Below are 26939 nucleotides of genomic sequence, written 5' to 3' on the forward strand. Positions count from 1 at the left end.
TTTTTTGATAATAGGCTTATATTCTTAAACAAAATTCTTATTTACTACGAAAGATACAATATATTCTAAGTCAAAAATTTTAAACTTTAAGCAACTGAAAATATTGCCAATGCCAGTGTAGGAGATAATAATGCAAGAAGAAGTCAGCGAAGATTTTGCTAATGAAGATTCAGTTTTAGCTACATCGGTATTAAGCGCAATGCTTGCAGGGAATCGCAAATTTGCAGACGGCAATTCAGCGCATGCAGGCGTAAATTCAGAATCGCGCATGAAACTTATTGACGGTCAGCATCCTGGAGCTGTTGTGCTTTCGTGCGCAGATTCGCGAGTTGCTCCAGAATTTATATTCGATGCCGGTTTGGGCGATATTTTTTCTGTTCGCACAGCTGGAGAAGTGTTGGATGATGCCGTAATAGCTTCGCTAGAATACGCTGTAAGTGATTTGGGAGTAAAAGTGTTGGTTGTGCTTGGGCATGAGCATTGCGGCGCCGTAAAGGCTGTTTTGCCGAACGTGCAAAAGCTGGTTTCTGAATACGGCGAAGATAAAACAAGCAAAATAATTGAGTCGAGTGAGTCAATATTGCTGCGTTCTTTAGGGTCTGCTGCGCTCGCAGGTGTTGAGGAAAATTTAGATACAGATGATATTGAACGTATTCACGTGTCTAATATTTTGGCTGAAATTTGCGAAAAATCACAAATAATTCGCGAAGCTGTTTTCAAAGACGCTTTGATGCTTGTTGGAGCAAGGTATCGAATGAGTGACGGCTTGGTGGAAGTGTTGTCATGCTAAAAACAGAAACTGAAGCAAAAACAGCGAGCCAAGTAGAAAAAGCAAGTAAAGCAAGTAAAGCAAAACAAGCAAATTCTGCAAACTATCTTTTTTTGATTGCAGGAGTGCCTCTTGTAGCTCTTATTATTGCAATGTTTCCAGCGTTGCAAGCGCGCAACCCTTGGATGCCTGTAAACACTATTATTATGGGTGTTGCTGGGCTGCTTTTACAAGCTGTTCCTTTTACGCTAATTGGCGTGCTTGTTTCTGCTGCTGTAGAAACGTGGATTACGGCAGATTTTATTGAAAAACACGCTCCAAAGTCTATTGCAAACGGCTTTTTGGCTGCAATTCTTGCTGGAGTCTGTGTGCCAGTATGTGATTGTGTTGTTGTTCCAACGTTTTCTCGTCTTGTTGCGCGAAAGCTGCCATTGCCTTGTGCTGTGACATTTCTATGCGCTGTGCCAGTGGTAAATCCTGTTTCTATTTGGGCTACTTGGTACGCATTTGCGGACGTTCCAGCAGTTGCTGTGACTCGAGTGGCTTTGGGTGTTGGTGTGGCTCTTTTAGTGGGAATTAGTTTTGTGATTTTTCCTGTAAAATCACAAGTTTTAAGGGAAAAATTTTTCATAAAATCATGTGGATCAACATGTGATTCATGTGATTTTGACAATAATGATGGGCCTTTAATAAGTTTTAAAGATCATTTAAAAATTTATGCTCATCACGTCTATGCGGATTTTATGCGATTAATGCCAATAATATTGTTTGGAACAACTGTAGCTTCGATTATTCGCGTTTGGCTTGGCGCAGATCCTGCATCAAAAATAAACACAACAACAGTTTTTGTGGCGATTCCAGCAATGATGCTAATAGCATACGCAAGCTCCTTATGTTCAAGCTCCGACGCAGTAATTGCGCGCTCTTTGGCTGCTTCTCTTCCAATGAGTTCAGTAATTGTTTTTCTGCTTTTTGGGCCAATGCTAGACATAAAAAACACTCTTATGCTTATTGAAGATTTTAAAGGGAAATTTGTGATACGTCTAACAGCAACTATTGTTGTTATTTGCTTACTCGCAGCGCTTCTTGTTCACCTTGCATGGGGTGTGATGCTATGAGTAGTGTAAATGTTGTATGCAATGTTGATTGTAATAATGCAGATTGCAAGCAAACTAAGCATAAAATTACTTTTGCTCATATTGCGCAATCGTTGTGTTTGATTTGCTTTTCAGCCACACTAATGTGGAGCGCATTAAGCGGATGCTACACAATCCTTACCACTCCGCGCGCATTCGTATACCTTATTTTTGCTGCGATTTTGCTTTTTGTTTTGGGAATTTGCTCGCTTTTTGGTATTATTCCAGTTTTTGCAAAAGATTCTAAACGCATTCTTGTTTCCCTAATAATTCCAATGCTCGTGATTTTAATTCCACTTCAAATGTCAAAATCAGCATTAGATCAAGGTTTTACAAAGTCTGCAGGTTTTGACGAGTACGCCTCTGGGCGCGCAATAGCAATCGCGTCTAATCGTAAAAATAATAAAAAAACTTTAAGAGAACTAGACGTAGCTAATAAAAAAATTATTATTTCAGACGATGATTTTGGAAATTGGTATGACGAAATTGACCATAATTTAGAGAAATACCAGGGATATGAAATTGTGGTAAAAGGTTTTATAAGTCGAGAAAACACGCTTTCTAAAAATCAGGTTCGCATATCTAGACAATTTATGTCTTGCTGCATTCTAGATATGTCTCCGTTTGGGTTTGTTGCAGATTTTTCTAAAAACTTACGATTTAAAAATCACCAATGGGTGATTGTAAAAGCTAATATCTCACTTGGGAATATTGGTGTTAGTGGATATTCACACAAAGGTGTGGTTCTTAAAGTTGAATCCATTAAAGAGATAAGTAAAGCTCCATCCGGTTATTTTTATAGAACCTGATTGTGTATATTATTCCGATATTAAGCACAAAGCTTTTTATATATGTTAAATTCAACTAAGATAGCAAGTATGTCGTTGGGTTTTAACATTGCACTCATTGTTGTGTTCCTTTTGTTTGGTTCCATATTTGCAGCAACCGAACTTGCGCTTGTTAATTTGCGATCGTCGCAATTAGACCGCATGGAAACGCAGGATGCTCGTGGGAAAAGAGTTGCAAAAATAGCTCGAGATCCAAACACTTTTCTTTCCACTCTTCAAATCGGAGTTACGCTTTCGGGATTTCTTTCGGCGTCTTTTGGCGAATCTGCAATCGCGCCTCATATTGTGCCAATTGTAAAGTCTTGGGGAGTTCCAGATCATGTTGCTGGACCATTAACGACTATTGTTTTAACGCTTATAATATCGTATTTTTCAATAGTAATTTCTGAACTTGTGCCAAAGAGAATAGCAATGCAGCGCTCTGAGCAAATCGCTCGAGCAGTTGTTCCAGCAGTAGATATATTCTCCAAAATATGCAAGCCGTTAATATGGTTGATTGCTAAGAACACCAACGGTTTTGTGAGACTTCTTGGATTCGATCCAAACGAAAAGGAAAGTGAAGTTTCCGACGAAGAGCTACGTGTTTTAGTTAACTCGAATAAAAAGCTTAGCCAAGATGAGCGAACAATTTTAGACGATGTTTTTGATGCTTCTGAAACGATTGTTGCCGAAGTTATGCGTCCTCGTGCAGACGTTGAGTTTTTGGACGGATCTTTAAGTCTTGAAGAAGCTGCTGCAAAAATTAGAGAATTGCCATATTCTAGATATCCTGTAACAGGCAAAGATTTTGACGATGTTATTGGATTTGTGCATGTACGCGATTTGTTAGATGTTAGAGATCCTAATGCTAAAACAGTTGCAGATGTAACTCGAGAAGGAATAAGTCTTCCTGGAACGTCTAAATTGCTTCCAAGCTTGGAGATGCTTAGAAAACGCGGAATACATCTTGCTGTTGTTATTGACGAGTATGGCGGAACGGATGGCATCGTAACTCTTGAAGACATGACCGAGGAATTGGTTGGAGATATCAGAGATGAATACGATTTGCCAGACGAGTCAGATTTGAAGCGTGACAGTAAAGCTACTGTGTTTGTAAACGGGGTTGCTACGGTTGACGGTGGAATGACTATAGAAGATTTCGCAGATGTGACTGGAATTGAGCTAGAGGATGGACCTTATGAAACTGTTGCAGGCTATTTCCTTGCTCACACTGGCTCAATGGGCAAGGTTGGAGCTATTTTGCACGATGCGGATGGCTACGATATGACAGTTACGGAGGTTGATGGGCGTAGAATAGCTACGATTGAAGTCAGAAAAACCGAAGTAAATTAAAGATTTGAATAAAATTAAACAAAAATAAACAAAAAATGGAGGATACTAATATGGCTTTAACTCATATTGTGCCAGGTCTTGACGAATCGGCTAGTGAGAAAGCAATCGATATTTTGCAGAATCGCTTAAGCCATGAGCAGGAAGCTGCTTTAGTCTTAAAGCATGCACATTGGAATGTTACGGGTCCAGACTTTATTGCAGTTCATGAAATGCTTGATCCTCAGGTTGCAGAAGTTTTAGCTCAAGCCGATGAAACAGCTGAGCGAATTGCAACGCTTGGTGGATCCCCACTTGGTCGCGCAGATGATGTTGTAGCTTCGCGCACTTGGAAGCGTTTTGCTCTTAGTGGTAGAAAGTCCACCAAAGAGTATTTGCAAGCATTAATTGAGTATTACAACGATATGATTGCAGATGATCGTAAGGCAATTTCTCAGCTTGATAATCTCGATATTGTTAGCTCAAACATTATTCAAGACCATGTTCAGCAGCTTGAAAAGTTCCAGTGGTTTATGCGCAGTCATTTAGAGTAATTTTGTAGAATAATTTTGCGACACGCTTAGATTTGCTATTTGACATTTTTGTTTCATGTGCTAATCTAACTACTTGTATGTTTTCGACATACAAGTTGGGCCCGTAGCTCAGGTGGTTAGAGCGCATCCCTGATAAGGATGAGGTCGGAGGTTCAAGTCCTCCCGGGCCCACGAAATTGAGCATTTTGTTCTTTTTCTCCAATGGGGCTATGGCGCAGCTGGTAGCGCATCTGCTTTGCAAGCAGAGGGTCAGGAGTTCGAGTCTCCTTAGCTCCACAAACAGGGTTTCTAGCCAATCGCTAGAAACCTTTTTCATATATTCGTATTATCGTCTTCTTTCGTGTGTTTCTTGTTCTTACGCGCATTTTGTTATATGAGAATGTTTCTCATCAAGGTGTTTTGCTAAACTGAACACCAATAAATGAATATAGATATCTTTACGCCGTGTATTGCGCATGCTTAAGTGGATGCTCAATGGGTTAACAAGGCGTGAAATCGTGTGTTAGCAGCGTCTTAAGCGGTTAACCTGATCAGCGTAAGGAAAGTGTATGCGTAAACTTTTATCGTATTGCAGTCGTGCTCCTCAATTAGTAATAGTTTTAGTTTTGTTCCCGTTTATTGCGGCGTTTTATTCTAGCAATCTGACTTTTATACTCGATTTTTGCAAAGTTATAAGCAAGACGTTTACTTTCCTACTTTCGTTAATAAACGTTGATTTTAATGTGCAAATAAGCCTTACAATCGGGCAAAGTATAATAACATGTTTAGTTTTATACACATGTGTTAAGTCTCTTTTAAGTATGATTGATGATTTGGCGCATGGCACACTTGGAATTGACTTGCTTGCGTTTGTTGCATTGCTTGCAACGCTTTGTATAGGCGAATTTTGGGCAAGTTATTTGATTGTTGTAATGGTGTTTACAGGCGAAGCAATCGAAGACTTTGCGCAAGATGCAGCGCAAAAAAATCTATCTCTTTTAGTAAACGCATCTCCGCAAACCGCGCATTTAATGACACTTCCTGGAATAGTGTGCGGTGAATCTTGTGAGCAATGTGCTCTGCTCGATCATAGTCATTTTAGAAAAGTAAGCAATGAATCTTCGCTAGAGGCATTGCAAGAACATAAAGATTTTACTAGTTGTGAATCGTGTAAAAAATGTCACAATAACTCTAAAGAATGCCCAATATTGCAAGATGTAAAGTCTTCTAGCCAATTACAAAGATTCAAAACAGTTTCAGTTGAAGATCTAAAAATCGGCAATGTAATAGTTGTTCTTCCAGGAGAAACAGTTCCTGTAGACGGTCAGCTTTTAAGCGGTTCTGCTGTTCTAGACACAAGCGCAATAAACGGCGAATCTCTTCCGCGTGAAGTGTTTGCTGGCGCGCAAGTGTTGTCTGGATGCGTAAATGGCGGCGTTGTGTTGATTATGCGCGTAACTAAGTTATCGCAAAATTCGCAATATCAAAAAATCATGAAGTTGGTGGAATCTGCAAGAAGTTCCAAGGCTGCTGTAGTTCGATTTGCGGATATGCTTTCCGTTCCTTTTACGGTGATTTCTTTTGTGATTGCAGGCGTTGCTTGGGCTGCATCTGGTCAGGCTTTAAGATTTGCGCAAGTTTTGGTGTTAGCTACTCCTTGCCCGCTCTTGATAGCTGTTCCAGTGGCGTTTATGGCAGGAACAGGAAGACTTGCAAAACTTGGTATTGTGGTAAAAAGCCAAGATGTTTTAGAGCAGCTAAGCCGAGTAACAGATGTGTTCTTTGACAAAACGGGAACGCTTACTGTTAAACAGCCTCAAGTTGTTAGAGTGGATTTAGCGAATCATCAAAATAGCGAAAATCAGGAAAATCAAGAAAATAGTGGGTTGCAAAATAGGATACTAATGTTTGCTGGTGTTCTGGAAACATACTCACAGCACATTCTTGCAGGAGGAATTGCAAAAGCTGGATCGGATCTTTGGCAAAACACTCATCCATCTGCCGTTCCGCAGCTTCCAAGCGTGAGAGAATATCCTGTTGTGCAGAATGTCAAAGAAACAGCAGGTCAGGGCATACGCGGAGTTGTGGATGGCGTAAACGTTAGAGTTGGGCGAAAAAGCTACGTTTTGCAAGCGTCAGCTGGCAATCCCGAGGATGAGTTGCAAGCAACCGAAGATAAAGCCAAACGTGCAAATGTAGAAAATATATCAAAAATAGAAAGCAATTTTGAAGAGCTTTCTGCCGACGAAATGGCGACATACGTTTCTTTTGATGGCAAACTTGTTGGGCGAATCGTTCTAAAAGACGTGCCTAGAGAAAATGCAAAATCTACGATTCAAAAACTCAGAAAACTTGGTGTTCGTTCAATAAGCATGCTTACTGGAGATGGTCTGCAAGCTGCTCAAACAATAGCAAAAAGCGTTGGTATTGAGCGAGTAAATGCTAATTTGCTGCCACAAGACAAGCTTGAGTGCATAAAACAGCACTATAGTGATTACAAAAGCGAAGAAGATTGCGGCAGATTTGGCAGTTTTGGCATCTTTGGCAGCTTTATGGATAAGAAAAAAGATAAGCGCGTAACAATGATGGTTGGAGATGGCGTAAACGATGCACCAGTTTTGGCTGCAGCAAACATTGGAGTGGCTTTGACTGATGGAACGGATACAGCGGCTTCGGAGTGCGCGCAAGTTGTGATTATGAACAACAACATTTATGCTGTAGCAAACGCAGTTAGTGTAGCCAAACGCACAAAGCGTGTTATGGTTCAGGCTGTTATGTTGGGAATCGGTTTAGCTGTTATAAGCATGATTGCGGCGGCTTTTGGGCTGATTCCTGCAGTTCTTGGAGCTATGATGCAAGAGATGATTGATGTTGTGTCAATTTTATGGGCGCTTACAGCGTTGAAAGGAAAGCGCGCGTAAGAGTAAATGTGCATATGTGCATAAGTCACAAGTTACAAGCACGCATAAGCAAAAATGTATATAAGTGACAATATTCACTTTGGTCTTTTCTTGAATGAGTCAAGGCGCTAGTCTAAGTAGTGGAGCATTTAAGGAAGCGACTTATAAAACAGTTTACAAAAAGAGTTCAAAATGCTTAAGAATGCTCGAAACACGCAAAATGTAATGTTTTAAATAACAACATTGAATAACAAAATTTGAATAACAACATGGGAAAATTTATGGAAACGAATTATGATGCGGATTCGCACGAATTGCGAATCGCAGTTATTGGTGCGGGGCCTGCCGGAATATACTCGTCAGATATTTTTCTTCGTCAGCTTAAAAAATTGGGTGACGAAATGGGATTAGGTACGAGCGCTAGAATCGATTTATTTGAAAAACTACCAGTTCCATTCGGGCTGGTTCGATATGGAGTTGCGCCAGACCATCCGAGCATAAAATTCATTGCAGATGCTTTGGCTAAAACGCTTGATAATCCAAATATTCACTTGTATGCGAATGTTGAATTTGGCAAAGATATTACGCTAGAAGATTTGTTGCCGCGCTATGACGCAATTCTGTTTGCTACGGGCGCTGTAGAAGATAAGCTGCTTAGTATTCCAGGAGCATCGTTAAACGGCGTTTATGGCGCTGCAAAATTTGTGGAATGGTACGACGGGTATCCTACCAGTGAGCGCGCTTGGCCGCTTGATGCAAGCCAAGTGGCTGTTATTGGTGGCGGAAACGTTGCTATGGATGTTGCGCGCGAGCTTTTGCGAGATGCGGATTATCTCCGCGAGCACACAGATATTTCTGACGACGTTTACGATGGTTTGCTTAAAAACCGGGCTAAAATATTGCACTTGTTTATTAGACGAGGCGTTGCTCAAGCTAAATTCTCTGTGCAAGAATTGCGCGAGATGGAAAAGCTTTCTGGCGTGCAAGTAGTTGTAAACGAAAACGATTTTGACTTGGACGATGAAACTATTGATGTTGCTGGAAAAGACAAATTGACTCGTCAAATGGTAGAAGAGCTTTTTGCTATACGCGATTTGAGCGAAGATATGGAAGATAGTGGAAACGTTGATTTTGAAGGCAATCCTGCAAATCGACGATATATTATTCACTTCAATTCTGATCCAGTTGAGATTCTAGGAGAAGATGGGCGAGTGCGTGCTATTCGAGTAGAGCGCACAGTTACAAGCGCGGACGGAAAAATGACTCGTACTGGAGAGTTTGAAGAATACCCTGTTCAAGCGGTTTACCATGCGATTGGATATAAGCCTGCTAAGGTTTCTGGCGTTGCTTACGATGAGAGCAAAACTCTTCTTGCGAATAAAGATGGTCGCATAGTAACTGATCCAGATGGTGATGTTGTGCGTCCACGCTTGTATGCAACTGGCTGGGCTAAGCGAGGACCTGTTGGATTAATTGGTTCTACAAAGTCAGACGCTTTGCAAATAGTTGCAAATATGTTGGAAGATTTAGCTGCAGGCGATGGTGATAATTTCGATGGTGATAATTCTAAATCCAATTCTTTGAGAGGAAGATTTGCTGAAGATAGAGAGCCTAAATCTATCGAAGAGCTTCTCGCTTCCAGAGGTGTGGATGTAGTTGATTTTGATGGTTGGAAAAGAGTTGATGCCTTCGAAGTCGAATCTGGTGTGGCAGAAAATCGCGCTCGCAAAAAGGTTGTATCTAAGCAAATGCTTATAGATATAGCAAATCATCAACAATAGTTTGTTAATTTTTAGTGGTCGCTTACGTTATGCACATTTGCAAAACGTTTAGTGACCACTTGTTAACAGATTATAAATCTTAAATACACTAATTAGCATTAATCTTAAACATATTAATTATAAATATACAGTTTTCATTCAGCAAAATTACAGTTCCGATTATTAGAATCGTAAACATGTTCAGCAATATAGGAATGCGATGCCGCAATTATCTGAAAACAGCAGCACTGTTCTCAGTAATCTGGTTGATTCTTGCCTTAATTTGGGCTGCCTGTGGATTGCGCTTGCCTATGCTGATTTGGTTTGTAGTTTTAGGAATAATTCTCAGTGTGTGTACGTATTGGCTTTCTAGCAAGCTCGCAATTCGCATGGTGAATGCTATAGAAGTCAGTGAAGATGAAGAGCCAGTCTTGTATGGTATTGTTCGCGAGATTTCTGCGAGAATCGAAAGACCGATGCCGCATCTTTACGTTGCTCCAATGGATAGTCCTAATGTTTTTGCAATTGGTCGCAGTGAAAGACATGCTGTTATTTGTTGTACGCGTGGACTCTTAAACATTCTGAATGAGCGTGAGTTGCGTGGAGTTGTAAGTCATGAGCTGATTCATATTTATAATCATGATATTTTGAATTCCACTATTGCTTCAGCTATTGCGACAATTATGACTTATGTTGGCTATGTTCTTACGTATTCCAAAAAGAAGCATACTGCTGATAGTGAGTTTGCTGTTAGATCAGAATCTTCTAAAAGCCGTTGCCCAGTGTTAAAGATTGTTGGTCAAGTTTTAAATGTGATTTTTGTGCCAGTTGGAGCATTGATGATTAAGCTGGTGGTTTCTAGAAGACGCGAATTTGACGCAGATAAAAGCGCTGGAATGCTTACGGGAGATCCTGCAGCTTTGGCTTCTGCTCTGAATAAAATTTCTTACGGTGCAAAAATACATGAGATGAGTAGAGCCGATGGATTGCAGGCAATGTCTTCGCTGATGATTGTAAATCCATTTGAAGATGATAAATCAAAATTATTGAAGATGTTTTCTCATCAGTCAGCTGTTAAAGAGCGAGTTAACTTCTTGAGACTAATGGCTAAGTCGCAAGAGGATAATGCTGAGTATTCTGGGTATGCGGAAATGTCTTATGAAAATGAAGCTGCTGCAAGACCAGATGAATTTGATAAGTCTGAATCTGTATTCAACATCCGATATGGGAGAAGATTTCCTAGTGTAGTTGTAGCCGTAAGCGGAGCATGATATCCTTATATGGTTTGTTGTCTAGATTGATTAATCGAGTCATTTGAAGGTATTAATCGCCAGCAGCCGAACATGCGGACATAGTTCATCGGTAGAATGGAAGCTTCCCAAGCTTCAGAGGCGGGTTCGATTCCCGTTGTCCGCTCCATGTGGGGAGATCTGATATATCAACGTTCTTCGCCTGTTATTGCACCTTAAAAATAGTCTAAATGTGAAAATAATGTGCGAAATTCTGTGATTTTTTTTTAATATTGACACGAAAATCTTAGTTAAATTAGAATTATATTGAATCCGCTATGGAAGAGGATTTAATTGGTCAGGAGGGTTTTTATGTTAGATATGTTGTTTGCACTTGTTGCTGTTGCATCAATGTTAATAGGCTTGGTTCTATCTGTAATTTTATGGGTTAAAAGCAGCAAATCAGCTAAAGAGTTGTATAAAGATGCGTACTCATATGCAATTATTGATGTTGTATTAGGCGTATTGTCGTATATTTCTTATGCTGCGACTATCAATTCCGTAGATGTTGATGTGCGTGAATTCTACACAAATTATTTCACGGCGCCATTGATTGTTCTTGCTGTTCTTGTTGTAAGTATTGCTGCTATAACTATTTTTAAGAGTAAAAAAATAGCTATGTAAAATAACTAGATTAAACAGTTTATCAAATAATAATAGCCTTCTGAGTTTAATTAAAATTCAGAAGGCTATGTTTGTTATATGTTGTGTTTGGTTTGATTGTGATTTGTTGATTTCAGTCTGAAGTGTGTGTGATATTTAGACAAAAGATGCATAAATTGTATTTTTTGCACATTGAATGTATAAAAAATTGTACATTGAATGTACAAAAAATACGTTTTTTGTGTATACAAATTTTATAATCGCGCGCTTACAACGCAATGCATTTGAGTTATAGGTCAAACAGAATCTGTGACCAAGTCGGAGATTCGACTACAGTACTGTCAATAATTCAGTCAACTATCTGAGAGAATAACAGTAAAGACAATTGCGCGTAGCTTTAATTAAAAATGACCATTACTCTAAAATAGACAAATACAAATCAAGTCTTTGATTTAAATATCTTGCAAACAAGTTTGCCATGGCAGACACGTTATGCTTTGCGTGATACTCATCAAAAGCTTCATAATATTTCAAGCGATCAGTAAATTTTATATCTATTGGTGGGTACCCTGCTTTCATCAACTCCAAATTGACCAGCAGTCTTCCTGTTCTTCCATTTCCATCAATAAAAGGATGAATGCTTTCGAATTCTATATGAAAACGAGCAAGTTTAGTAACAATATCTTCATTGCTGTTTTTGTATTTTTTCAGTAATTCTTCCATTTTTGAAGCGATTAAATATGGTTGTGGTGGCTCATGTGTAGATCCCATAATTCGAACGGGAACTCTTCTATAAACGCCTCTATCTTCTCTCTTGTTAGCTAAAACTAAATAATGTATGTCTTTTATAACTTTTTCATTTATCTGCTTATTTTCGCTAACAAGCTGCTTTACGTAATCAAAGGCTTCTTTGTGTCCAATAACTTCTAGGTGCTCTTTTAATGATTTTTGATCAACAGTAAGCCCTCTAAGAACCATGTCTGTTTCGCGCAGTGTTAAAGTGTTTCCTTCAATTGCATTTGAGTTATATGTATATTCTATTAGAAATTCTTCATTAAGTCTTTCTAATTCTCCTTCAGTTAAGGGTCTTCTTGTTTTAAGGGTTTCTAATTTAGTTTTTATGATTGGAATTAGAGATTCACTAATTTTATATCTTCCGTCGGTTGGCTTTGATGCGTCATGTGGTATTTTCCAGGATCTTCCTTCCCGATATGCTCCTGGAATTTTCCCTTCGTAGCATAGAATTCTTACTCTTCTATCTGATATGCCCCATTTTTCAGCAGCTTGCTTTACTGTTATATACATAAAATACCCTTAATCATTGTTGCATTTTATTATATTTTAACGTTTTATCGGAATAATATAAACGGTATCGGAATAACATATTTAATTTATCGGAACAATAGTGATTGATAAAACCAGTAACGTGAAGCTGTGTTAAATATTGGGATATCTTTGTTTAGAATGATTTTGCAAGTAAAGAATAAGCACATTTGATACGCTATAAGCCTCACTGCAACAAGGGCTATGAGTTTATTTTTTTTACACACTTTTGGCGTTTTGGACCCTTGATTTCAGTCTGAATTCTGTGTGTGATATTTAGACAAAAGATGTGTAAGTCGTATTTTTTGTACATTGGATGTATAAAAAATTGTACATTGAATGTACAAAAAATACGTTTTTGTGTATACAAGTTCTTATAAGCACGCTATGGGAATGCGATGCGTTTGAGTGAATATTGCATAAGTTTTATATTGAAGAAAGTTTTAGTCTGGTCTTATCTGGATGCTGGAATACTAGACAATAGTTCAGCTCGCCTGAGTCTTCTCGGTGTGGGATGATTTTCTTTCTCCACTAGGATGTTCTTGTGCCAGATAAAATCTTTGTGAAATAACCCAGAATAGTTGGATTAATCAACATAAAAAGCGCTGACTTATTTATGCGTTAATACACATTTTGTAAGTCAGCGCTTAGTTTATTGTTAGTAAATTACACGCACCAGTTGCCTATTGCTAATTACAAATCACTAATTAACAATTAGCAATAAATTAGAACGTGCGAACATTGTAGAAATTATTAAGCTCTTCCATCCAACGCCCAGTACCAGATATATCTCCTCTAGTTCCTACGGTAAACCCTGGGAAATTGTTCATTCGTGGTTCAAAGTAGCTTCGAGAGCCATGCCCTTCTGCAGAATTGCCAACACTTATAGCTCCTGCAAAATTGCCGACAGAACGAATAACTCTGTCGTTGTCTACTTTGTAATGAACAGCATAACCTTCGCGAGTCAGACGATTCCCTGCGTTTGCTGCAGTGCGAAGCCAACGGTTGAAGATATTTCCCCAAATTTGAGGAGCGTTGAAAGTGTAGATTTTCTTAAGCCAAGAATATCCTTTACCGTCTGCACGAATCAAAGCTCGTTGAGCTAAATAGCCTCCAAGAGAATGACCAGTAATATATAGATTATTTACAGTGTGTTCTCTGCCATAACGCTCAATAAGTTGTTCAACATCGTAAGCCTGATCTGGATTGCGACCTACAGCTATTGCAAGATCATCGTCATAATCATTGAATTGAGAAGTTCCACGAATTGCAAGAACTTGAACAGTTCCTTGCTCTAAGAACGGATAAGGACTTACATTTTCAAACAAGACAGCGTCAAAACCACCCCTATTGTGGTAGGTTTCTTTAACTTTCCAGAACGGGGCTATCTCATTGTGCATAAGACGATATTCATTGCGGTTCTTATAAATGTCATGAAGTGGTTTAGTGTAATCAAGAACCTTGTTTATATAACTATCATCGCGATAAGAAAGTTCAGAAAATAGCGTCATATCTCGTGGGCTTATATCCCATCTGCGAGGATTGCTGTCTTGATTATCTGGAATACCATCGCCATCAGTGTCATTCATCATAGGGTGAGAATTGTACCCATAATAAGTTTTACCGTTTTTAGTATAAGTGTAAATTTCTTGTCTATTAGTTAAGCCGTCGCCATCTAAATCAGCATTTGGGTCTAAAGGCTTTTTGTGATACAAAGCCATGTCTAAAGCTCCGGGAAGCTCCAGCTTTATATCTCCATTTGAAATCTGTTTAGCTGTTTTCTCTGTAAGAGGAGTGTGTCTTTCTGTAAGCTGCTCGTTTTGAGTATATGCCATCGCTGGTGTAGTGATGCTTAACATGCTTAGCATAAGACACAGGCTTGCAGATAAGCCTATTAGTTTGAAGCTTTTCTTCATGATTCCTCCTACTTTTGTCATTTATTTTGGGAATTAACCCGAACTAACTCGTTTTGGGAATTAATCCTTTGTTTTTTACTATCTTGTTAGCGCGTTTTACGCTTAAAAGCTACAAATAGCAAGTTATGTAAACTGCACCTTCGCTTAATTACAATTACAGTAATGCTTAATTTTCTTCAATAACTCTCTGCAATCAACTTTGACGATATGAGTTCGATTAAGAAAATCCTAGATGCTGCTAAGTGTTCTTATATGCTCAAATCCGCGCTTGATGTGCACAAATCTACGCTTGTATTGGTGTAGCTTATATGACCATGCTACAGCATTAATCAATTAAATACATCATTAACTAGCATAAAATAAGTGAAAATTGTTGTGTTAATGACATTATGACTTTATGACATTAATCTGCTTTAGTTTGAAAACAATTTAGTCGCAAGTACAAAGATTTATCAGACGTCTGACGAATTGTAGTGATATTGGTGTAATCTACAAATCAAAAGACGAATCAAAAGACGAGTCGAGATACAAGTCGAAAGATAAGTCAAAAGATAAATCAGCTACGATTTCAAGGAGGATATCATGCTGAAAGCTAAATTTGTTGTAGGCGCATACGCATCGTTACCAAAAACTCGCGAAGATCAAGAAAAATACTACGATTTGCTGGGTAAACAAAGCTGGATTGCTGGAACAGAGATTCCGTACCCAGGAGATTTAGCAGATCCACAAAATCGCACGTGGCTAGCATCTGCAATACCAGCGCATTGGCATGCAAACACTATAACCGCAATACCTGGGACAATGAGGCACATAAACTTTGACCCAGATCCAGAATTTGGACTAGCAAGCCCAAGCGAAGAGGGCAGACATCGTGCGCTCGCATTCTTTAAGGATATTCGCGAAGCCATAGCTGATGTTGCAGATAAACGAGATAGTTGTGATATATCGCACGTGGAAATACACACAGCGCCAACTCGAATAGCACAAGCAGACGCAATGAAAAAGTCGTTGGAAGAACTAGCACAACTAGATTGGTGTGGAGCAAAACTGGTTATAGAACACTGCGATCGATATATCGAAGGACAGAATCCGGAAAAAGGATTCCTACCTCTAGAAGAAGAGATTCAAATTGCTAAAGATGCTGGGGTTGGAATCACAATAAACTGGGGAAGAAGCGTTGTAGAAGAGCGAAATGCTCAAGCTGCTATAGAACATGTGCGCGAAGCAAGGCAAGCAGGAGTATTGCAGGGATTAATGTTTTCGGGAGCTGGACCAGAAGCAACGCAATACGGATATGAGTGGATTGATGGTCATTTGCCAATGAACCCAGATGAGCCAACGTCATTAATGACGTCTAAAGAAATTCAAGAAACTACTCGCGAGGCACTAAAAGACGATTATGCAATCGACTATTTGGGTGCAAAAGTGTGCGTTCCGCAAGACGCGAGCGTTGAAGAGCGCTTGGGGTATTTATCGCGTATTCATGACGCTGTGAGCGCTGCGCAGGGCGAGTAAATAGGCAAAGTCGCAAACGCAAGAAAGAAAACGGAAACTACTTATGAATGAAACAAAAGATTCTCGCCCTACATATCTTGCTTTTGACATAGGCGGAACAAAAATCGCCTATGGATTGGTGACTTTGCCAGATTCTAATATTCGCCAAGAAAATGCAGATTACGTATCTCCAACAGTGCAAGAGCATGGTTCAATGCCAACAGAAGCTGCAAAAGGTGGAGAAAATATAAAGAATCGCCTAGTGGAAAAAGCGTCGCAAATCATAGAAGAAGCGCAGAAAAATGGCAAAACTATTAGCGGAATTGGAATAGCAGCTGCAGGAGTGCCAAATAGTAAAACTGGCGAAATTGTAGCTGCTACAGACATTCTGCCAGGTTGGCGAGGGCAGCGAATTTATGACGCATTTAAGAGCGTAACTGACTTGCCAGTTTATATGATTGGCGATGTTGGTGGACATGGTTTAGGCGAAGCCATTTACGGCGCGGGTCGCGGAAAGTCGATTGTATTTTCTGTTGGCATAGGCACTGGAATTGGTGGGGCGATTATTATAAACGGCAAGCTGTTTACAGGAGCGCACGGAGTTGCTGGGCATGCGGGTCACGTTGTTAGTGACTTGGGAGTAGGTTTTGACTGCTCGTGCGGAGCGCGTGCGGGCCACATTGAGCCAGTGGCTTCTGGAACGGGGCTTGCCACTCTTTACAATAGCAATCTTCCAGCTGGTACTCAAGAAGCCCAAAATGGTTATGATGTTTGCGTAAGAGCAAATTCTGGTGAGGAATATGCAAAAGAAATTCTTGCTAGAAGCGGTAAGGCTTTGGGTGAGTGCGTAGCTGGAATGGCTAATCTTATAGATCCAGATGTGATTGTGCTTTCTGGGTCTGTTGTAGAAGCTGGTGATATTTGGTGGAATGCTATGCGAAGTGGATTTGAAGATTCTGCTTTGACATTGATTAAGAACACCCCAATTTTAAAGGGTCAACTTGGAGGATCTGCTCCTCTGATTGGCGCTGCTTGGGCTGTTCATTTAAGTTTGAACCATTTTTAATCATTTTAAAAAGGAGGAATCTATATGAATCCTGTAATTGAAAAAATTAAAGGTGGCTTAGTCGTTAGCTGCCAAGCTTATCCTGGAGAGCCGCTAAGACACCCAGAAACAATGGCACAAATGGCAATGGCTGCCGTAGAAGGTGGTGCTGTTGGCATTAGATGCCAAGGATTGTCGGATATTTCAGCGATTAAAGGGCAGGTAGATGTGCCTGTAATCGGAATCTGGAAAGACGGTCATGAAGGAGTTTATATTACGCCAACTTTGCGCCATGCACGCTGCTGTGCTGCTGCTGGGGCAGATATTATTGCGATTGATGCTACGGATAGACCGCGTCCAGATGGTTTGACTTACGAGCAAACTGTTCGCGCTTTGCATGACGAAGGCATAGTGGTTATGGCTGATTGCGGAAACTTTGATGACGCTAAGCGCGCGGCGGATTGTGGAACAGATATTATATCTACCACTTTGGCTGGCACTTCTCCCGGAAGGCCAAAGACTGATGGTCCTGATTTTGAGCTTTTAGGTCAGATTTTGCAAGCTTTCCCAAACTATCCGATTATTTGCGAAGGTCGTATCCACACTCCTGATCAGTTGCATAAGGTTATGCAAATGGGAGCTTGGGCTGCGGTGGTTGGAACTGCAATTACACATCCAACGTCGATTACGCGCTGGTTTGCGGCAAAGTTGTAGGCGGTGCATTGTAGGCGGATTGGTCGCCAGTAACCGTACTGGATAAAGTAAACAAATAAATAAAAGTATTGATTATATGTGTGTTGATTTTGTGCGATTTTGTGCTAATTTAATGACTTCAAAAATTAAATCAAAATTTTCACAAATTCGACACACTTATAACTTGACATCAGACATCAGACCTCTTATGTTTAAAGTAACGCGAAAATAACGCACGCGCTATAATTTAAAACGTTTTCGCATTCGAGGATGAAATGCGAAGAAAACAACTCAATGGTGAGGAGAAAATATGGCACGAATTAACTCAAAGCTAACCGCGGTAATCGCTGCAGGTGTAGCCGCATTAATGATGCTTTCTGGCTGTGGTGGAGCAAAATCCCACAAGGCAGCAAAAGCAAAGACTGCTGTTAAAGATACAATCACAGCTCAAGTCGCATACGCAAGCCGTGACTTTGCGCCATCCACTACTTCGGGCGCATTGCCAATGGCAGCAAACTGGCATGTGACAGAGCCGCTCTATGCTCTTGATTACAGCAATTTTAAAGTCTTCAATGCTCTTGCAAAAGGTGAGCCAAAGAAGATTTCCGACACCGAATATGAGGTAACAATTCGCGATGCTGCAAAGTTCTCTGATGGAACTGAAGTAACAGCAGGAGACGTAGTATCTTCCTTCAAGCGCACAACTGCAAAAGGCAGCCTCTATATATCTATGCTCGACTTTATTGATTCAGTTGAAGCAAAAGACAATCGTCATGTAATCTTCAAGCTAAAGAAAGCATTCCCACTGTTCAAGCAGCGTCTTGCTTTAATCCAGATTGTTCCAACAGCAAAGTCTGACGCAGATCTTAAGAACATGCCAATCGGCTCTGGTCCATGGAAGTATGTGTCCATTACAGATAACCAAGTAAAGTTTGAGCGCAACGATCTTTATAACGGCAAGTACAAGGCACAGACCAAGAAGATGGTTTGGAACGTAACCGTTGACGATACTGCTCGCGTAACAGCAATGCAAGGTGGAAAGACAGACGTAATGGAAATGGTTCCAGCACAAGCATTCAACACTTTGAAGGCGTCTGGTTCCGAGCTTAAGACCGCACAGGGCTTCACGCTTCCATTCGTTATGTTCAACACAAAGCAAAAGCCATTTGATGATAAGCGAGTTCGCCAAGCAGCTCTCTACGCGATTGATGTGAACAAGCTCATCACCAACCAAATGAGCGGTCAGGGCGAGCCAGCAACAAGCTTCTTGCCAAAGAACTATGCAAACTACCACAAGGCAAAGAACGTTTACACCAAGAACATTGCTAAGGCAAAGAGCTTGCTTAAGGAAGCTGGTGTAAGCGGTCCACTAAAGTTCACTCTTTACACAACAGACCACACTTGGATTACTCAGCTTGCTCCACAAATCAAGAACGATCTTGCGGAGATTGGTATGGATGTAGAAATCAAGTCTATGAAGTCTTCTGCTCTCTACCCACAGATTACCGACCGCGACGACGCAAACTACTCCATGGTTCTTGCTCCAGGCGACCCATCTGTGTTCGGCAACGATCCAGATTTGCTTATGAGCTGGTGGTACGGCGACAATGCTTGGACTCGTCAGCGCACATTCTGGAAGAACTCCGAAGGATACGCAAAGCTCCACAAGCTTATGGATGAAGCTCTTGAAGCGTCCAAGCCAGCAGATCGCCAGAAGTATTGGAACCAGTGCTTCGATTTAATTAGCGACGAAGTTCCTCTGTACCCACTCTTCCATCGTAAGACTACGACTGCTGTAAAGAAGGGCGCATTGGCTGAGTGGAACGCAATCGGCTCCACTGGCATCAACCTTGTAAAAGCAAAGCTAACAAAGTAGGTGCAAGCTAAAAAATAACAAACTTCATTTTCCCTAACCTCTAACCGCAAAACCGGCCCGGCTGTTTACCTTTCTCGCCTTTGTGCAGATGGGCCGGTTTTGTTATGCCTTAATAACAAATTTCTTCAATGGATGTGTGGATGTCTTATGAGTAATTTTCTTAGACTTTTAGGTAGGCGATTAATCGCACTGCCATTCATGGCATTCGGTGTTACGTTCCTCGTATTCTTCCTTATGTCATTTTCAAAATATGATCCAGCAGTTGCAGCATTAGGTGAAAACTCATCGCCAGCAGCACTTGCCGCATTCCGCCATGAAATGGGTTACGATCGTCCGTGGTGGGAGCAGTTTGGATCTTACATAGTTGGACTATTCCAAGGAAACATGGGTGTTTACGGCGTAAACAAGGATTCTGTAGCTCAGAGAGTGGCAGATGCCTTCCCAATCACCTTGCAGCTAACCTTCATTGGTTTGTTGATAGCAATAATCTTTGCAGTAATCTTCGGCGTTTTTGCAGCTCTTTACCGCGACACTTGGGTTGACCAAACAGTCCGCGTGCTTTCGATTATTGCAATCGCAACTCCATCCTTCTGGCTCGGCGTTCTTTTGATTTACGTCTTGCAAATCAAGCTTGCATGGCTCCCAGGATCTGGCGATTTTGTGCCGTTCTTTGAAGATCCAGAAGCTTACATCGCTAGAATGGCAATGCCTTGCTTTGCATTAGGTCTCCCAGTAGCAGGTCAACTTACGCGAATCATACGAACCTCGATGGTAGAAGAATTGGATAAGGATTATGTGCGAACCGCAATCGGCGCAGGTATTCCAAAGAGTGTGGTGGTTGCTAGAAACGTGTTCCGCAACGCTCTGATTACACCAATCACGACTCTTGGTATGAAGATCGGTTACCTTATGGGTGGTGCAATCGTTATCGAAGTTATTTTTGCACTCCCAGGAATGGGCACTGCAATGTTCGATGGCATTAATGGCAACCAACCAATGCTTGTTCAAGGTGTTGTTTTGGTTGTTGCAATTGCATTCATCTTCATAAACATTATTGTTGATTTGCTTTACGTGTTAATCAACCCAAGAATTAGGACGGTGTGACATGCTATTCGGAAAGAATCAGGTAGTAGATGCCGCATCTAAGCCAGGTATCAAATTTAACAGATTTAAAAGCATGAGCTTAGGTTCTAAAATATCGCTTATTGTGATTGCAATACTGGCATTCTGCGCAGTATTCGCGCGATTCCTAGCTCCATGCGACCCAGTAAAGATTACGCAAAACTATCAGCCTCCAACAGGAGCGCACTGGTTTGGTACCGATAACCTTGGTAGAGACGTGTTCTCGCGCGTTATGTACGGCGCTCGCTACTCGTTGGTAATCGGCTTGTCGTCTGTGCTCTTTGCATTAGTGATGGGCGCAATAATCGGCGCAATCGCAGCTGTAAGCCGCACTTGGATATCTGAGCTTATAATGCGACTGATTGATATAGTAATGTCAATCCCAGGAATCGCATTAGCGGCTGTGTGCCTTGCAATTCTTGGACAATCCATGATTGGTATCATCATTTCCATTGGTGTGCTTTACGTTCCACAAATCGCAAGAATTGTGCGAGCAAACATAATAAGCGAATATGGAAAAGACTACGTTCGTGCAGTAATCGTTTCTGGTGCTCGCGCACCTTGGATTTTACTCAAGCACGTAACGCGTAATATTGCAGCTCCAGTTATGGTGTTCACAACGCTTTCTGTTGCAGACGCAATCGTGTTCGAAGCTTCTCTTAGCTTCATCAACGCTGGTATTCCAGAGCCAACGCCAACATGGGGCAACATTTTGTCTTCCGCTAAAGCAGGCGTTATCTTCGGATACTGGTGGCAGGCATTGTTCCCAGGCTTAGCAATCATGATTACTGTTTTGTGCCTAAACATTCTTTCTGAAGGCATTACGGACGCAATGGTTGCTGCTCCAACTGCTCCAGTAGCTAAGAGCGCTGCAGATGCGGATGCAGCTCGCAAGGAAGATAGGATTCTCACCGACCCAGTGGCAGCTTACAAGGAGCAGCACGACGCTTTGGTTGAGTCTTTGGCAAAGCTTCGCGAGGCTGAGTTAAAGCGCACGGATCGCTTGCAGCCAACGTCTACGGAGCCTCCAGTTATTGAAGTTAAAGACTTGTGCATTCAGTTCCCACGCTACGGCAGCGTAAATGTTGTAGACCACTTGAGCTTCTCTGTTCGTCCAGGCGAAACAATGGGCTTGGTTGGCGAATCTGGTTGCGGTAAGTCAATCACTTCGCTTGCGATTATGGGCTTGCTCGATCCAAAAGCTAAGATTAGCGGACAAATCCTCTTTAATGGCAAGGATCTTGTAAAGCTTAGTCCAAAGGAGCACAATGCTTTGCGCGGACACGAAATCGCAATGGTATACCAAGACGCGTTGTCTTCCTTAAACCCATCAATGCTGATTAAAGCGCAGATGAAGCAGCTAACTTCTAGAGGTGGAACTCGTAGCGCCGAAGAGTTATTGGAGCTTGTAGGCTTGGATCCAAAGCGCACGCTTGAATCCTACCCACACGAGCTTTCTGGTGGTCAGCGTCAACGCGTGTTGATTGCAATGGCACTTACGCGAGATCCAAAGTTGATAATCGCAGATGAGCCAACAACCGCTTTGGATGTTACTGTTCAAAAGCAAGTGATTGACCTTCTTAACGAATTGCGCGAAAAGCTTGGATTCGCAATGGTGTTTGTAAGCCACGATTTGGCTCTTGTTGCTAAGGTTGCACACTCGATTACCGTAATGTACGCAGGCCAGGTTGTTGAGCAAGGCTCCACTAAGGAAATCCTCACTGATCCGCATCATGAGTACACGCGTGGCTTGCTTGGCTCCGTAACTTCCATTGAGGCTGGTGCTCCAAGATTGCATCAGGTTCCAGGAACTGTTCCAAGCCCATCCGACTTCCCTAAGGGAGATCGATTCGCACCACGTTCTTCTCATCCAGATCAAGGACTTGACGTGCGCCCAGTAATGAAGCGCATTCCAGGAACGTGGCACTTCTACGCTGCGCCTCCAGAGCCAGAATCGGATGTGCCTTCCGCAATTTTGACCAACTCCGATAAAGGAGATGTGCGATGAACATGAATGTTAACGAAACAAACAAAACTCAAAGCGAAAATGGCGATGTTCCAATCATCGAGTTGCGCGACGCCGAAGTGGTGTTCACTACTCGAGCAGGATCTGGCTTATTCCACAAGAACAAGATTACAGCCGTAAACAAGGTGAATCTTAAGCTTATGCCAGGCAAGACGATTGGTATTGTTGGCGAATCTGGTTGCGGAAAGTCTACTACTGCAAACATTATGTGCGGTCTTCAGCAAGTAACAAGCGGCAAGGTTTTGTTCAAAGGTCAAGACGTTACGCATAGAACTGCAAAAGAGCGCATGGATATTGGACGTGTGGTTTCCGTTGTGTTCCAGGATCCAGCAATGGCTTTGAATGCGCGCATGAGTGTGATTGACCAGTTGATTGACCCGCTTGTTGTGCACAAGATTGGAAGCAAAGCTGAGCGCGATGCTAGAGCCAAGGAGCTAATCCGAATGGTTGGTTTGCCTCACTCTGTTCTTGGCGCTTTGCCAGGTCAGCTTTCTGGCGGCCAGCGTCAGCGCGTGGCAATCGCTCGTGCGCTTTCGCTTAACCCAGATGCAATAATCGCAGATGAGCCAACTTCCGCTTTGGATGTTTCTGTGCGTGCTCAGATTTTGAATCTTCTTTCCGACTTAAAGAAGAAGCTGAATCTTTCCATGGTGTTTATTAGCCACGATATTCAAACAATTAGATACATATCCGACGAGGTTGTTGTTATGAATCATGGAACGATTGTTGAGCGTGGCGAAACTCACCAGGTGATTAACAATCCGCAAGATGAGTACACAAAGATTTTGATGGGCGCGGCGCCTTCGCTGTTGCACCCAACGGAAGAAGAGTGCAAGTAGTGCAAGCAGTGCGAGCAAGCGCTAGTCGTTAGTCGCTAGCTTGAATGCGAGGGCGGTCTGTTAAGACCTTGCAGTAAATCCATGCAGGCCGCCCATTAATTCCAAAATCTAAAGTCATAAATCAATAAGTCATAAATAATAAAAAATACGAAAGAAGTTTAATCATGGCAGAAAAATTCCACGGCGTTATCCCACCAGTAGTTACGCCATTAACGGCAGACGGCGAAGTAGACGTTGTTAGCTTTGAGCGTTCGCTTAACCGAATGATTGAAGCAGGCGTAGACGGCCTGTTTACGCTTGGATCTTCTGGCGAAGTTGCGTTTAGCACAGATAAGCGCCGTCGTGAAATCATTGAAACCGTAATGCGCATTGTTGACGGCCGCGTGCCAGTGTTGGTTGGGTGCATCGATACGGAAACAAACCGTGTTATTGAGCATGCAAAGGAAGCTAAGGAGCTTGGAGCGGCTGCAATCGTTGCAACAGCGCCATTCTACGCACTCGGCGGCATGGCAGAAGTTGAGCGCCACTTCCGTCTTATTCACGAAGCTGTTCCAGATTTGCCACTGTTCGCTTACGATATTCCAGTTTGCGTACACACAAAGCTACCAGGCGCTTTGCTTGTAAAGCTTGGTAAAGATGGCGTACTTGCAGGCGTTAAGGATTCTTCCAACGATGACGTGTCGTTCAGGTTCCTTGTAGACGACAACAATAAGGCTGGCCACCCATTGACTTTGCTTACGGGTCAAGAGGTTGTTGTTGACGGCGCATACATGGCTGGCGCAGACGGTTCTGTTCCAGGACTTGCAAACGTTGAGGCCACTGGATACGTGCGCATGTGGAAGGCTGCTCAGGCTGGCGATTGGGCAACGGTTAAGAAGGAGCAGGATTGGCTTGCTGCTTTGATGCGAATCGTTACTGTTCCTAGCGGAGTGGCAGGCTTCGGCGCTGGCGTTGGAGCATTTAAGACCGCAATGGCGTTGCTTGGCGTGTTTGACACAAATCAGATGCCAGACCCAGTTTGCCCACTTAAGGGAGAAAATGTTGAAGCCGTGGCTCGCGTTCTTAAGGAAGTTGGCTTGACTTTGGCAAAGACCCCAGAAGAAGTAAGCGATTCTACTAAGTGAGTATTTTTATCAGATAATTTAAGCAAATAATTTAAGCAAATAATTTAAACAAAATCGTTTATTCATGGTGCATAGTAAATAAATGGTATTGCGGCGTACGCTTAAACGTATGCCGCAATGCTAATATTTGCTTGGAGTATTTGCAGAATCAAAAATCACCAAAGCTTTAAAGGAGAAGCTAAAGATGGCTGAAGTTATTATTGTAAAAGATCAGGATGAGGCAGGCGAGCTATACGCCGAATCTGTTGTAGATTTGATTAGTCGCAAGCCAGATGCAGTACTAGGGTTGGCAACAGGATCAAGCCCATTAAAAGCCTACGAGCATCTTGCAAAGCTTGTAAAAGACAAGAATGTTGACGTGAGCCGCGTACGTGGATTTGCGCTTGACGAATACATTGGATTGCCATTAGAGCACGAACAATCTTACCACAGCACAATCCGCAGAACTGTAACAGATCTAATAGGCCTAAACCCAGATTTAGTTCATGTTCCAGGAGATGTTCTTAATGGAGCGCCATTAAGCGAAGGTGATAAGATTGCGCACGCTGGAGCAGACTACGACGCTGCTATTGCTGCCGCTGGCGGAATCGACGTGCAAATCTTGGGAATCGGCTCCGACGGTCACGTTGGATTCAACGAGCCAGGATCTTCTCTTGCATCTGGTACTCGCGTTAAAACACTAACCGAGCAGACTCGCGTAGACAACCGCAGATTCTTTGACGGTGATATTAACCAAGTTCCAACTCACTGCATAACACAAGGAATTGGAACGATTTTGCGCGCTCGTCATCTCGTGCTTCTTGCGTTTGGTGAAAATAAGGCAGATGCGGTAGCTGCAACAGTAGAAGGTGGAGTAAGCTCGCTATGCCCGGCTTCTGCGCTTCAAATGCATCCTCATGCAACAGTGATTATAGATGAGGCTGCTGCAAGCAAACTTAAGCTTGCTGACTACTATCGTTGGGTGTATGCAAATAAGCCATCTTGGCAGGGGATCTGATACACAAGTCTGAAATTTAAGATAATAAATTTAAGATAATAAGATATCAAATAAGCACAAGCATAGGTGAATGAAATGTCAAAAGATGTGTATTTAGATGCCGTAAAGAAGATTGATGATTCACTAAAATCAAACGAAGAGCGCAATTTTGTAGTGCGCAACGTGAACGTTGTAGACGCTCGAGGAATTGTACCCAATTCGTGGATTTTGGTTAGTGACGGCGTAATTCTAGAGACTGGCATTTTAGACGAAGACCTTGCTTTAGCTATTAGCACTCGCGGCTTAAGCGCATCTGATTTAAGTGTTGTGGATGGGTGTGGCTGTTTTGCTACGCCAGGGTATATTGATCTGCACGCTCATGGAGCCTGGGAGCATTCGTTTGACGATGGTGCCGAAGGTATTGCTATAGCGCGCGCGTATCACATGCTTCATGGAACAACTAGGCAAGTTCTTAGCTTGATTACAAACCCTCTTGACGTAATGCAAGAGAATTTGCGTACTGTTAAGCGTGTTATGCAAACGCGTCCAGATGTGCTTGGGTCGCATTTAGAGGGTCCGTTCTTGGCGTTGTCTAGAAAAGGCGCGCACGACCCTAATTGCCTAGTGGACCCGACTCCAGAGCGCGTTGAGGCGTTGCTTGAGGCGGCAGATGGAACTTTGCGCCAAATTACTTTGGCTCCAGAGCGCGAGCATGGCATGGAAGCGGTTAAGCGTTTTGTAGAAGCTGGCGTGATCCCAGCAGTGGGGCATTGTGATGCAGATTATAAAACCGCGCGCGCGGCTTTTAATGCTGGCTCTACGCTTATGACTCACATGTTTAACGCCATGAACGGCATTCATCACCGTAAGCCAGGTCCAATCCCTGCAGCCTTGGAGGATTCACGCGTAACTATTGAGCTTATTAACGATGGTTTCCACGTTGAAAATCCAGTTTTGAGAATGGCTTTTGATGCTGCTCCTAATCGCATTGCGTTTGTAACAGATGCTATGGCGGCAACAGGTTGTGCGGATGGCGCTTATAAGCTTGGCGCTCTAGACGTTACGGTTACGGGCGGCCATGCAAGGCTTGTTTCTAATGGTGCTATTGCGGGATCTACCCTGATCTTGGAAGTGGCAGTTGAGCGCGCTGTTAAGGAACTTGGCATTGGTTTGCCGGCAGCTATTGCGGCTGCAACTCTTATTCCTGCCCGCGCACTTGGAGTAGATAAGCCGAATGCTATAACTAGCGCTCCTTTGGGCTTAGTTGAAAAGGGGTACGCAGCCGATTTGCTTTTGCTTAATCCAGGAACTTTGGCAGTTGAGCACATTTGGTGCGACGGTCATAAAATTTCGTAACGT

21 protein-coding genes and 3 tRNA genes are annotated in these 26939 nt (G+C 42.2%); 22 read left to right on the top strand and 2 right to left on the bottom strand.

The features are described from left to right. Positions 1-130: 130 nt before the first annotated feature. The 12 genes from HXT20_RS00145 (at position 131) to HXT20_RS00200 (ending at position 11167) form a co-directional block, all read left to right on the top strand. Positions 131-790: a carbonic anhydrase gene (locus HXT20_RS00145; protein ID WP_422114336.1), complete on the top strand. Its 660-nt coding sequence runs from the start codon at positions 131-133 to the stop codon at positions 788-790. Then, positions 784-1887 carry a permease gene (locus HXT20_RS00150; protein ID WP_048730943.1) on the top strand — a complete coding sequence of 368 codons (1104 nt, stop codon included), beginning with the start codon at positions 784-786 and terminating at the stop codon, positions 1885-1887. The genes HXT20_RS00145 and HXT20_RS00150 overlap by 7 nt, the downstream gene beginning before the upstream one ends. Beyond that, entirely contained in the window at positions 1884-2714 is an 831-nt protein-coding gene (locus HXT20_RS00155; RefSeq protein WP_048730942.1) for a TIGR03943 family putative permease subunit, read from the top strand. The genes HXT20_RS00150 and HXT20_RS00155 overlap by 4 nt, the downstream gene beginning before the upstream one ends. A 69-nt stretch (positions 2715-2783) precedes the next feature. Continuing rightward, positions 2784-4085 (top strand): hemolysin family protein, encoded by a 1302-nt coding sequence (locus HXT20_RS00160; protein ID WP_004573593.1) that lies wholly within the window; start codon positions 2784-2786, stop codon positions 4083-4085. Between the two features lie 50 nt (positions 4086-4135). After that, positions 4136-4615, top strand: coding sequence for a Dps family protein (locus HXT20_RS00165; protein WP_422114337.1), 480 nt, complete (start codon positions 4136-4138; stop codon positions 4613-4615). Positions 4616-4712: 97 nt separating this feature from the next. Further along, positions 4713-4786 (top strand) — tRNA-Ile (locus HXT20_RS00170). Between the two features lie 32 nt (positions 4787-4818). After that, positions 4819-4891: transfer RNA gene (locus HXT20_RS00175), tRNA-Ala, on the top strand. 272 nt (positions 4892-5163) lie between these two features. Then, the gene (locus tag HXT20_RS00180) at positions 5164-7515 is read left to right on the top strand and encodes a heavy metal translocating P-type ATPase (RefSeq protein WP_422114338.1); all 2352 of its coding nucleotides are present in this window, start codon (positions 5164-5166) and stop codon (positions 7513-7515) included. A gap of 260 nt (positions 7516-7775) precedes the next feature. Further along, entirely contained in the window at positions 7776-9275 is a 1500-nt protein-coding gene (locus HXT20_RS00185; protein ID WP_422114339.1) for an FAD-dependent oxidoreductase, read from the top strand. Between the two features lie 176 nt (positions 9276-9451). Then, entirely contained in the window at positions 9452-10525 is a 1074-nt protein-coding gene (locus tag HXT20_RS00190) for a M48 family metalloprotease (protein ID WP_421785989.1), read from the top strand. Between the two features lie 74 nt (positions 10526-10599). Then, a tRNA-Gly gene (locus tag HXT20_RS00195) sits at positions 10600-10673 on the top strand. Between the two features lie 182 nt (positions 10674-10855). Beyond that, positions 10856-11167 (top strand): peptidase A8, encoded by a 312-nt coding sequence (locus HXT20_RS00200; protein ID WP_075038844.1) that lies wholly within the window; start codon positions 10856-10858, stop codon positions 11165-11167. 393 nt (positions 11168-11560) lie between these two features. Here the strand turns inward: HXT20_RS00200 and HXT20_RS00205 are convergent, their stop codons facing one another. Together HXT20_RS00205 and HXT20_RS00210 are read right to left on the bottom strand one after the other, a co-directional pair. After that, complete coding sequence (locus HXT20_RS00205) at positions 11561-12451, bottom strand: Fic family protein (RefSeq protein ID WP_422114340.1); 891 nt, start codon at positions 12449-12451, stop codon at positions 11561-11563. A gap of 743 nt (positions 12452-13194) precedes the next feature. Continuing rightward, positions 13195-14385 (bottom strand): lipase family protein, encoded by a 1191-nt coding sequence (locus tag HXT20_RS00210; protein WP_048653110.1) that lies wholly within the window; start codon positions 14383-14385, stop codon positions 13195-13197. 582 nt (positions 14386-14967) lie between these two features. Between HXT20_RS00210 and HXT20_RS00215 the strand changes: the two genes are divergently transcribed. The 10 genes from HXT20_RS00215 to nagA all read left to right on the top strand — a co-directional run bounded on the left by HXT20_RS00215 (position 14968) and on the right by nagA (position 26936). Next, complete coding sequence (locus HXT20_RS00215) at positions 14968-15900, top strand: DUF4862 family protein (RefSeq protein WP_422114341.1); 933 nt, start codon at positions 14968-14970, stop codon at positions 15898-15900. A gap of 43 nt (positions 15901-15943) precedes the next feature. Continuing rightward, positions 15944-16945 (top strand): ROK family protein, encoded by a 1002-nt coding sequence (locus tag HXT20_RS00220; protein WP_422114342.1) that lies wholly within the window; start codon positions 15944-15946, stop codon positions 16943-16945. Positions 16946-16969: 24 nt separating this feature from the next. Then, positions 16970-17638, top strand: coding sequence for an N-acetylmannosamine-6-phosphate 2-epimerase (locus HXT20_RS00225; protein WP_004113937.1), 669 nt, complete (start codon positions 16970-16972; stop codon positions 17636-17638). 289 nt (positions 17639-17927) lie between these two features. Then, on the top strand, positions 17928-19493 hold the full coding sequence (locus HXT20_RS00230) for an ABC transporter substrate-binding protein (RefSeq protein WP_004116517.1): 1566 nt from the start codon (positions 17928-17930) through the stop codon (positions 19491-19493). Positions 19494-19691: 198 nt separating this feature from the next. Then, positions 19692-20597, top strand: coding sequence for an ABC transporter permease (locus HXT20_RS00235; protein ID WP_004113928.1), 906 nt, complete (start codon positions 19692-19694; stop codon positions 20595-20597). 1 nt (position 20598) lies between these two features. Further along, a complete protein-coding gene (locus HXT20_RS00240; RefSeq protein ID WP_004116521.1) occupies positions 20599-22623 on the top strand; it encodes a dipeptide/oligopeptide/nickel ABC transporter permease/ATP-binding protein in 2025 nt (674 codons plus the stop codon). Continuing rightward, the gene (locus tag HXT20_RS00245) at positions 22620-23480 is read left to right on the top strand and encodes an ABC transporter ATP-binding protein (RefSeq protein WP_004116524.1); all 861 of its coding nucleotides are present in this window, start codon (positions 22620-22622) and stop codon (positions 23478-23480) included. The genes HXT20_RS00240 and HXT20_RS00245 overlap by 4 nt, the downstream gene beginning before the upstream one ends. Before the next feature lie 164 nt (positions 23481-23644). Further along, a complete protein-coding gene (locus HXT20_RS00250; RefSeq protein ID WP_004113922.1) occupies positions 23645-24604 on the top strand; it encodes a dihydrodipicolinate synthase family protein in 960 nt (319 codons plus the stop codon). Positions 24605-24788: 184 nt separating this feature from the next. Beyond that, positions 24789-25601, top strand: a complete 813-nt coding sequence (gene nagB, locus HXT20_RS00255; protein WP_004116530.1) for a glucosamine-6-phosphate deaminase — start codon at positions 24789-24791, stop codon at positions 25599-25601. A 75-nt stretch (positions 25602-25676) separates the two neighbouring features. Next, on the top strand, positions 25677-26936 hold the full coding sequence (gene nagA / locus HXT20_RS00260) for an N-acetylglucosamine-6-phosphate deacetylase (RefSeq protein WP_422114343.1): 1260 nt from the start codon (positions 25677-25679) through the stop codon (positions 26934-26936). Positions 26937-26939: the final 3 nt, after the last annotated feature.

This window comes from Gardnerella sp. DNF00109 (assembly GCF_049262845.1).
Lineage (GTDB): Bacteria > Actinomycetota > Actinomycetes > Actinomycetales > Bifidobacteriaceae > Bifidobacterium > Bifidobacterium vaginale.